1 protein-coding gene is annotated in these 223 nt (G+C 38.6%); it reads right to left on the bottom strand.

Translation table 11 applies throughout. The annotated features are described in order from the left end of the window. A partial coding sequence (locus tag SLS51_RS24995) for a transposase (RefSeq protein ID WP_323840928.1) occupies window positions 1-223 on the bottom strand: 223 nt, incomplete at both ends.

A 223-nucleotide genomic window follows, 5' to 3' on the forward strand; every position in this document is an offset into this window, starting at 1 on the left:
CACCATACTGGTATAATTCCGTTCAAGTTTATCGTATCTCGTTGCTATTGCTCGAAAATGCTTAATTCGAGCAATAGCATTCTCGACTAAATGGCGATAACGGTATAAGCACTTATCAATACCTTGGTCTGTTTTTCGACTATTTTTACGATAAGGGATCACTGGAGTCGCATCCCGTTGTTTAATAAACATCCTGAAACGCTGACTGTCATATCCTTTATCA

The sequence above is a fragment of the Photorhabdus africana genome (assembly GCF_035181445.1).
Taxonomy (GTDB): Bacteria; Pseudomonadota; Gammaproteobacteria; order Enterobacterales; family Enterobacteriaceae; genus Photorhabdus; species Photorhabdus laumondii.